Raw genomic sequence first — 8,726 nt, forward strand, 5'->3', positions numbered from 1 at the left:
GGAAACATACAGTTCTCCCTAACCTGGGGTAAACTGGCTGATGGTAATTTTGGGATGCCGGTCTGGCGATCGGCATCCCATTTAAGTTAATCCCTAGATAGGGGAGTGGTATGGGTAAGTACATCGTTAAACGTGTGCTTCAGTTCATCCCGGTATTTTTGGGCGTTACGCTGATTCTGTTCGCCCTCCAGAATATCGTGCCGGGAGATCCGATCAAGCTGATCGGTGGAGACAAGGCTCTGTCCCCCGAGGTGGAGCTTCAGCTTCGCGTCCGCTATCACCTGGTCCAATCGGACGAGGACGGCAACGCGATCCTTGACGAGAACGGCGACCCCGTTCAAACGTCGCTCGTGGACCGTTACTTGTATTACATGAACGGCCTGCTTCATGGCGATCTGGGTAATTCATATCAGCGCAAGCTGCCGGTTACGGAAATCTTTGCCCAGAAGTATCCGTATACGGTCAAACTTGCCGCATGCGCCATCGTACTCGAGGCAATCATGGGTATCGGTGCGGGTATCATTTCGGCGGTAAAGCGTTATTCCTTCTGGGATATTTTGGTAACGCTCACCACGTCGATCCTCGTTGCCGTCCCGGCCTTCTGGCTCGGTATGTTGCTGCAGCTGTTCTTTGGCGTCATTCTCAAGGACGCCACGGGCGGTGCATTCTCCATGCCGATCTCGGGTGCCGGTGGTTCCAGTTCTCAGTATCAGGATTGGATGCACTATGTGCTTCCGACCATTACGCTGGCTTCGGTTTCGACCGCTTATTCCGCCCGCATTATGCGCTCGCAGCTGCTTGACGTCATGAGCCAGGATTACATCCGTACGGCAAAGGCCAAGGGTCTCTCCAATCGCGCGATCATCATCAAGCATGCGCTTAAGAATGCACTCATCCCCGTCGTTACCTATATTGGTGTCGACTTCGGTGCCATGCTTTCGGGCGCCATCCTGACCGAGACGGTTTTTAACTGGCCCGGTATCGGCTATGAGGTCTATCGCGCCATTAGCATGCGTGACTGGCCCATCGTTATGGGCGGCGTTACGCTCATCGTCGTCGTCGTCATGGTGATCAACCTGCTCGTCGACATTAGCTATGCATTCCTCGACCCGCGCATCCGCCTTGGCGGTCCGTCGGATAAGGCCTAAGGGAGGTACGTCTCATGCAGGAAACTGATTCTCAGTCTCAGGAGCAGGCTACCGCCACCATGGCCGCATCTGCTCCCGCCAAGTCTCGCACGCTGTGGGGCGACGCTTTTAAGCGTCTTCGTAAGAACAAGCTCGCCGTTATCGGTGTCTGCTGGATCATTATCGTCGTTTTGGTTGCCTTGACCGCAGATCTGTGGGCTAAGCCCTGGCTCGGTTCGCCGACGGCTTCCGATTCGACCACCATGGCCGAGACGTCGCTGCTGGCTCCGTGTGCAGAGCACCCGTTTGGCACCGACTCCCTTGGCCGTGACATTCTCGTCCGCGTTATCTACGGTGCACGCGTTTCGCTGTCCGTCGGCATTATGGCCACTGCGATCTCCACGGTGATTGGTCTGGTCATGGGCGCTCTGGCCGGTTTCTACGGCGGCATCTGGGATACGATCATCATGCGCTGTGCGGACATCTTCCTTGCGTTCCCGTACGTGCTGTTCGTTGTCGCCATGATCGCCGTTATCGGCCGTGGTCTTCAGAACGTCTTTATCGCCATCGGTATTCTTGGCTGGCCTTCGATTGCGCGCGTCTTCCGATCCGCGATCTTGACGGTCAAGGAAAACGACTATGTTGACGCTGCGCGCGCGATGGGTGCATCTGATGCTCGTATCGTCGTGCGTCACATCTTCCCGAACTCCGTTGCCTCCATCGTGGTCTACGCGACTATGAACATTGGTGGCGCCATTCTGACCGAGTCCGCTCTGTCCTTCCTCGGCATGGGCGTTATTCCGCCTACGCCTTCGTGGGGCTCCATGATTCAGGACGGCCAGCAGTATCTTCTGACTGCTCCCTGGATGATGATCATGCCCGGTCTGGCAATTCTCTCGACGGTGCTCGCCTTCACCCTGCTGGGTGACGGTCTGCGCGACGCCCTCGACGTCAAGATGAAGGACGCATAAGGATGAAGAAGAACAAGAACTATGTGGACCTGAAGGACCAGCCGGTTCCCGAGGGCCAGCATCTGCTCGAGGTTGATGACCTTAAGATGTATTTCCACACCGAGGATGGCGTCGTTCGTGCTGTCGATGGTGTGTCCTACACGCTCGATCGTGGCGAGACCCTGGGTGTCGTCGGTGAGTCCGGCTCCGGTAAGTCCGTGACCGCCATGACCATCATGGGTCTTATCTCGATGCCTCCGGGAAAGATTGAAGGCGGTGACGTTCGCTATCGCGGTCGTTCTATCCTCGAGATGACCGAGGAAGAGATGCAGCACATTCGTGGCAACGATATCGCGATGATCTTCCAGGATCCTATGACCTCCTTGAACCCGGTCTATAAGATCGGCAAGCAGGTGGGTGAGGGCCTTCGTCTGCACCGTGGCTACTCCAAGCAGGAGGCGCTCAAGCGCGCCACCGAGCTTTTGGACCTCGTTGGCATTCCCGAGCCCGAGAAACGCGTCAATGAGTATCCACACCAGTTTTCTGGTGGTATGCGTCAGCGCGTCATGATTGCCATGGCCCTTGCCTGCGATCCCGATATTCTGATTGCCGACGAGCCCACGACTGCCCTGGACGTTACCATTCAGGCTCAGATTATTGAGCTTATGCAGGAAATGCAGGAGAAGAACGGCAACGCCATCATCATGATTACCCATGACCTGGGTGTTGTCGCCGATATGGCCGACAAGATCATGGTTATGTACGCCGGCCGTCCCGTCGAGTTCGGTACTGCTGAGGAAATCTTCTACGAGAGCCGTCACCCTTATACCTGGGGCCTGATTCGCTCCATCCCGGAGCAGGCCATCGATGAGAAGAAGCCGCTTACGCCGATTCACGGCAACCCGCCTTCGCTCATGAACCTGCCCGAGGGTTGTGTGTTCTCGCCTCGTTGCCCCTATGCGACCGATAAGTGCCGCAAGCAGCGCCCCGAGCGTTTTGTCACCGAGTCCGGCCACTATTCTGCGTGTCATTATTCCGGTGACCCCGAGTTCCTCAAGAACGCCCCTGAGACGTCCCGCACACGTAAGGATTCCAAGAAGGGAGGCGAGGCGTAAATGGCAGACAATAACGAGCGCACTCCGCTACTGAAGGTCGAGCACCTCTCTAAGGAGTTCTCCGCAGAGTCCGGCATGTTCGCCAAGCGTTTTTCCAAGCGCGTCGTCTCTGCTGTAAACGACATCTCTTTTGAGATTTATCCTGGTGAGACCTTTGGTCTGGTTGGTGAGTCTGGTTGCGGTAAGTCCACTACGGGTCGCACCATCATGCGCCTGACCAAGCCGACCGCCGGTAAGGTGTTCTTCCAGGGTAAAGATGTTGCCGAAATGAGCAAGCATGAGATCAAGGATATGCGTCGCGAGATGCAGTTTATCTTCCAGGATCCTTATGCCTCGCTGAATCCTCGCATGACCATCGGCGAGATCGTCTCCGAACCCATGACCATTCACGGCGTGGGAACCAAGGAGGAGCGCATTGAGCGCGTCCGCGAGCTTCTCGACGTTGTCGGACTGAACCCCGAGCACATCAACCGCTATCCTCATGAGTTCTCGGGTGGCCAGCGTCAGCGTGTCGGCATTGCCCGCGCTTTTGCGCTGAAGCCCAAGCTGATTATCTGTGACGAGCCGGTATCCGCTCTGGATGTGTCCATTCAGGCCCAGGTTCTGAACCTGCTTAAGGAGCTGCAGGACAAGTTTGGTACGGCGTATCTGTTTATCGCCCACGACCTGTCCGTCGTTCAGCACATCTCCGATCGCGTTGCCGTTATGTATCTGGGTAAGGTGGTCGAGGTTTCTGACTGGAAGACGCTCTATAGCGAGCCTCACCACCCGTATACGCAGTCGCTGCTGTCTGCCGTGCCGGTTCCCGATCCGGATATCCAAAAGTCCCGTAAGCGCATCATCCTCGCCGGCGATCCGCCGTCACCGCTGGATCCGCCGACTGGCTGCCGTTTCCACACGCGCTGCCCGATCGCGCAGGGCATCTGCTCCGAGAAGCTTCCCGAGTTTAGGGAAGTCGCACCGGGCCACTGCTGCGCCTGCCACTTCGCCGAGCCGTTCCCGATCAAGGAATCTCACATCGACCTGTAGTCGGTTGTTTTCGTCCGGGCCTGCCCTGGTGTTGCTTTTCAGAACGTCCTCGGACATGTCGGAAGCCCCGCTGCGCGCTGCGCGCTGCGGGGCTTCCTCCGTCCTGCGGAATGTTCTGAAAAGCAACACCAGGGCAGGCCCTGCGGCAACTCGGCAGGTGGAATGCGGTTCCCTGATCGCTCACTTAATCTAATGGGAAAGATAGCGAGGCCGGAGCTTTAGCTCCGGCCTCCTTATATAAGGGCTCGGCAAAGCCGAGCCACCAAATTTGCATCAGCCCCAGTATATGTTTGAGAATCGTACTTGGAGTATGTGGCTGTAGGGCCGGAATGGGGGCAACTTCCCAACGCATTTCGCAGGGGGCGGTACATTTTGTAGCGCGAAGCGCGAATCAAAATGTACCGCATGCCCGAGGACGCGTTGGGAAGTTGCCCCCATTCCGGCCCGGACATATAGATCTACCTGCGCATTTTCAAATTCGTAAACTTTTTTGAAAAAAGTGCTTGCACAGTTCTCGAATCATAGGTTATTATCTTCCTCGTTGAAAGCGCGGGTCCAACAAAACGAACTGCGAATCAACAATATAGCATGTCGGAGTGGCGGAATTGGCAGACGCGCTAGCTTGAGGTGCTAGTGACCGCTTTTTGGTCATGCGGGTTCAAGTCCCGCCTCCGACACCATCGCATTTGAGAAGCCTCTTCGGAGGCTTTTTTGTTACCGATAGACGGTGAGGTTCACGATGGAAACGCTTGAGCGCAATGAGTGGGTTGACGTTGCCCAATTGGTCGATATTACGAGCGATGCTGTCATTATCTGCGAGCTCGACGGAACCATTTTGCATGTAAACAATCGCTTGCTCGACTTGATCTGCGAGGAACGTTCCGATGTGATCAACGGGGACGTTAAAGATTTCTTGTACTCGTCAGCATTTGAACGCGCGACAGAACATCGTCTTCCTTTTGAGACCAATGGTACCGAGAGCGAGTTGATGCTTAAGCTAAGTGACGGCTCCTTTATTCCCGTCCTAGTTTGTGCCGGCTCGGTTACGCCGCCTCGTATCTTTGGCCGCCGTGCGCCGCGTGTTCTCGTGGCGCTCCATAGTATCGAAGAGCAGTATTCGCATGACCGTCAGCTCAAGCGTGCGCTTTCGGAGCTCAGAGTGGCGAATAAGCGCCTCTCGGGCACGTTGTCGGTCATTATGAGCACGGTGGGCTCCGATGAGCTGCCTAGTTTGTTGGATACCGTTTTGAACCAGCTTGTAGGAACCCTCGATGCCTCGGGTGCTGCCATCTATTTTTCTGAGAGCGGCGGTTTTAAGCTTCGCGGTGTTTCCAAGGAGCTGTATGACAGCTACCTGCCCGAGTTTATGCCGTATGGTGCGGGTATCCCGACGTATGTGCTCCGTGAGTCTCGTGCCTGCCGCCTGTCGATTCAGCAGGACCTTGAGGGCGATAGGGTTGCCTCGGGTATGTTCATGGACCTGGACAATCGTTCTAAGCACCTGCTACGCGTGCAAGATATGCCTCCATACCGCAGCGAGATATGTCTTCCCGTGTTTTATGGCACTCAGGTGCTCGGTGTGTTGGAGGTCGGTTGGAAACGTCCGCAGGCGCCGCTTGCCTATGATGTCAACGTGCTCGAGGTCATTTGCGATTATCTCTCCATCCAACTAGTCGGCATGGCATCGAGTCTGCGTTCACGTCGCACGGCAGAGCTTGGCCGTTCTCTCAACGTGCTGCGCGATGAGTTGTTTGCCTATCTCGATGATCCTATTGCCGCCTCGCGTGCGGTATCGACCGAAATCTGCGCTGTGCTCAGTTGTCATTTCTGCCCCGTGGAGTATGATGCGGGCCTCGAAACCTATGTCATCGATTTTGAAGGCGGCAGTCGTGTGGCATTGCCGGGCGATCCGGAGTCACTCTTCTTTTCTGTCACGACGCCGGCGGCGCGCTTGGGGACAATTTCCGATGGATTTGAGACATCGGTGCTGGGCGGGACGAGCGCCGACGACCTCAAGCACGTGCGCCTTACACGCGTGGACGAATCCACGACTATGGGCGCATGGTTGAGAGCCCACGGCCTGCCGTGTCAGGGACTTTATATCGATTCCGGTATCGAGGCGGGGCGCTGCCGCTCGGAGGCGGATGGTACGCGAAGCAACGATGCAATCGTGCCCGCTGATATCGCCAAGGGACCGACGAGGCGCGTTTTGCTGCTCCGTGATGGCAGCCAGGAGCCAATCGACGACCTTGAATACGACTACATGGTGCATTTGGCACACGACTTTGAGCTGATCTATGAGGGCGAGTCTCAAAAGCGTGAAGAGCGTCATATCGCTCAGACGCTTCAGATTGGCATGAGAAATTCGCTAGGCGACGTTCCGGGCATCGCAACCGATTCGGTATACCTGTCGGCAACGAATTCGGCGTTGGTCGGTGGCGACTTCTATACGCTAGTCCGTCTTCCCGACGATTGCGCCGTTATGATATTGGGCGATGTCTCCGGCAAAGGAATTGAGGCGGCGTCGATGTCGGCGCTCGTCAAGACGGCGTTGACGGCTTATGCCTGGGAGGGTGCGGGACCCGCTCGCATGGCCCGCTCGCTCAATAGCATGCTCATGGGCTTTTCGAGGGTCGAGACGTTTGTGACGGCGTTTATCGCCAAGATTGATCTTAAAGCGGGCCGCGCTACCTATTGCTCTGCGGGGCATCCTCCCACTATGGTCATTAGGCCGTCGTCGACGCCGCATGGCGGAGGAGAGACCTGCGGGGGAGAAGTGGAGCTCCTTGGGTGCCAATCGGGCGTGATAGGTGCCTTTGAGAGCATGGTGTACGAGACGGGCGTGTTTACGTTCGATCCTGGTGACATGCTGTTTATGTATACCGACGGAACGATCGAAGCACGCGACCGCTCGGGTGCTTTCTTTGGCGAGCAACGCCTGCGCGACCTTCTACTCTCTGTTTCGGGTGAGGGCGTATCGGGCATCTGCGGTAAGGTCTTGGGCGAGCTTGACCGCTTTACCGACTCGGCGCTGGACGATGACATTGCATTGGTGTCCCTTGAGTTTTTACGGGGTCGATCGTAGGTCGCGACGTTGGGCATACAGAATCCTAACGGTTGCAGAAAAGTGTGCATCGAGCGAGCTCTTTTGGGGAACCATGGTCGCATGAATGAGTGGAATGACATAGCGGTTTTGACGCCACCGGGCGATATCGATATCGCCTCGGTGCCCGAGCTGCGCCGACGGTTGGATAATTTAATCGACCGGGGCGTGCGCCGTGTTGTCATCAATTGCCAGACCGTAGGCTTTATCGACTCGACGGGTTTGGCGTTTTTGCTTACGCGTGCCAGAGAGCTTATGAGACGAGAAGGGCTGCTTTCGCTTGTTAACGCCTCCGATGAGGTCGTTCGCTTTTTGGAGATTGCCCGACTTGTCGACATCCTTCATGTTGCGGGTCCGGTGCGGGAGTCGATTCCCGCCATTCCGGTGGGGGAGTTGCCGCGATGGAGCAAGAGCGTCAAGGTGCAGCGAGGCATCGAGAATCTCCCGTATTATCGGCACCGTGTGGCCGAGCTTCTCGAATCACTTCCCCTGAGGCGTGATGAGCGCTATGACGTCGCATTAGCGTTGGGGGAGGCATTGGGTAATGCATATGACCATGCGGGCGGTGTTGGCTGCATCCTGACGATTCAGGCCTATGGGGACCGTGTTGTGCTTGAGGTGCTTGATCGAGGCGCTGGCTATTCTATCGATGGGGCGAGCGAACCGATGGCATCCGAGGAACGCGGACGCGGTATCAAGCTTATGCGCATGCTCGTCGATAATGTGGAGGTTGCCCGTCGCACGGATGGTGCCGGCACACGCGTTCGGATGGTGAAGCTGTTTAGCTCGGCATTGGAATCGTGCGCTTAGCGCCTTGGGTTGACATGATTTTCCTGCGTGAACTTGCTTTGGGCAACTTTTTTGAAAAAAGTACTTGCGTCTTTTGGATAACTCGCGTAAATTAATAACCCGCAAGCGGACATGGCTCAGTTGGTAGAGCACAACCTTGCCAAGGTTGGGGTCGCGGGTTCGAGCCCCGTTGTCCGCTCCATTGCATTTCCGGACCGTTCTTAACGGTCCTTTTTCGGCGAAGTGGCCAAGTGGTAAGGCAGAGGCCTGCAAAGCCTTTACCCCCGGTTCGAATCCGGGCTTCGCCTCCAGGCAACATCCGGGCGCTCCGGCGCCCGTTTTGTTTTACATATGCGGACATGGCTCAGTTGGTAGAGCACAACCTTGCCAAGGTTGGGGTCGCGGGTTCGAGCCCCGTTGTCCGCTCCAAGCACAACAGCCCGACTACCACGGTAGCCGGGCTTTTTCGTACCCATTGCAGAGGCTCGAACCCGAGAGGGAGCGAGCGTTAAGCAAACGCGGAGCGTTTGTAGCGAGCTGGCGAGGTCGCCGGCAGGCGGCCGAAGCCGGTGCGGATCCGCGAAGCGGATACGCGGATGCCCCGTTGTCCGCT

Annotated in this window: 6 protein-coding genes and 4 tRNA genes; all 10 read left to right on the forward strand. The window is 56.6% G+C overall.

Annotation, left to right across the window (positions count from 1 at the left end):
• Positions 1–110: 110 nt before the first annotated feature.
• The 10 genes from ACTQX9_RS08500 to ACTQX9_RS08545 all read left to right on the forward strand — a co-directional run bounded on the left by ACTQX9_RS08500 (position 111) and on the right by ACTQX9_RS08545 (position 8,542).
• Positions 111–1,148, forward strand: coding sequence for an ABC transporter permease (locus tag ACTQX9_RS08500; protein WP_427795959.1), 1,038 nt, complete (start codon positions 111–113; stop codon positions 1,146–1,148).
• Between the two features lie 59 nt (positions 1,149–1,207).
• Positions 1,208–2,098: an ABC transporter permease gene (locus tag ACTQX9_RS08505; protein ID WP_441541210.1), complete on the forward strand. Its 891-nt coding sequence runs from the start codon at positions 1,208–1,210 to the stop codon at positions 2,096–2,098.
• A gap of 2 nt (positions 2,099–2,100) precedes the next feature.
• On the forward strand, positions 2,101–3,192 hold the full coding sequence (locus tag ACTQX9_RS08510; protein ID WP_154517437.1) for an ABC transporter ATP-binding protein: 1,092 nt from the start codon (positions 2,101–2,103) through the stop codon (positions 3,190–3,192).
• Positions 3,193–4,221, forward strand: a complete 1,029-nt coding sequence (locus tag ACTQX9_RS08515; RefSeq protein ID WP_427795958.1) for an ABC transporter ATP-binding protein — start codon at positions 3,193–3,195, stop codon at positions 4,219–4,221. It begins immediately after the preceding gene.
• 590 nt (positions 4,222–4,811) lie between these two features.
• Positions 4,812–4,901: transfer RNA gene (locus ACTQX9_RS08520), tRNA-Leu, on the forward strand.
• 59 nt (positions 4,902–4,960) lie between these two features.
• Positions 4,961–7,306, forward strand: coding sequence for a SpoIIE family protein phosphatase (locus tag ACTQX9_RS08525; RefSeq protein WP_441541204.1), 2,346 nt, complete (start codon positions 4,961–4,963; stop codon positions 7,304–7,306).
• 81 nt (positions 7,307–7,387) lie between these two features.
• Positions 7,388–8,134 carry an anti-sigma factor antagonist gene (locus ACTQX9_RS08530; protein ID WP_441541206.1) on the forward strand — a complete coding sequence of 249 codons (747 nt, stop codon included), beginning with the start codon at positions 7,388–7,390 and terminating at the stop codon, positions 8,132–8,134.
• Positions 8,135–8,239: 105 nt separating this feature from the next.
• A tRNA-Gly gene (locus ACTQX9_RS08535) sits at positions 8,240–8,315 on the forward strand.
• Positions 8,316–8,350: 35 nt separating this feature from the next.
• A tRNA-Cys gene (locus ACTQX9_RS08540) sits at positions 8,351–8,424 on the forward strand.
• A 42-nt stretch (positions 8,425–8,466) separates the two neighbouring features.
• Positions 8,467–8,542: transfer RNA gene (locus ACTQX9_RS08545), tRNA-Gly, on the forward strand.
• Positions 8,543–8,726: the final 184 nt, after the last annotated feature.

The organism is Collinsella sp. LCP19S3_F2 (genome assembly GCF_052121015.1).
Taxonomy (GTDB): Bacteria; Actinomycetota; Coriobacteriia; order Coriobacteriales; family Coriobacteriaceae; genus Collinsella.

Coding starts and splice junctions, on each gene's coding strand:
- ACTQX9_RS08515 (WP_427795958.1), top strand. CDS start 3,193: ATGGCAGACAATAACGAGCGCACTCCGCTACTGAAGGTCGAGCACCTC.
- ACTQX9_RS08510 (WP_154517437.1), top strand. CDS start 2,101: ATGAAGAAGAACAAGAACTATGTGGACCTGAAGGACCAGCCGGTTCCC.
- ACTQX9_RS08505 (WP_441541210.1), top strand. CDS start 1,208: ATGGCCGCATCTGCTCCCGCCAAGTCTCGCACGCTGTGGGGCGACGCT.
- ACTQX9_RS08500 (WP_427795959.1), top strand. CDS start 111: ATGGGTAAGTACATCGTTAAACGTGTGCTTCAGTTCATCCCGGTATTT.
- ACTQX9_RS08530 (WP_441541206.1), top strand. CDS start 7,388: ATGAATGAGTGGAATGACATAGCGGTTTTGACGCCACCGGGCGATATC.
- ACTQX9_RS08525 (WP_441541204.1), top strand. CDS start 4,961: ATGGAAACGCTTGAGCGCAATGAGTGGGTTGACGTTGCCCAATTGGTC.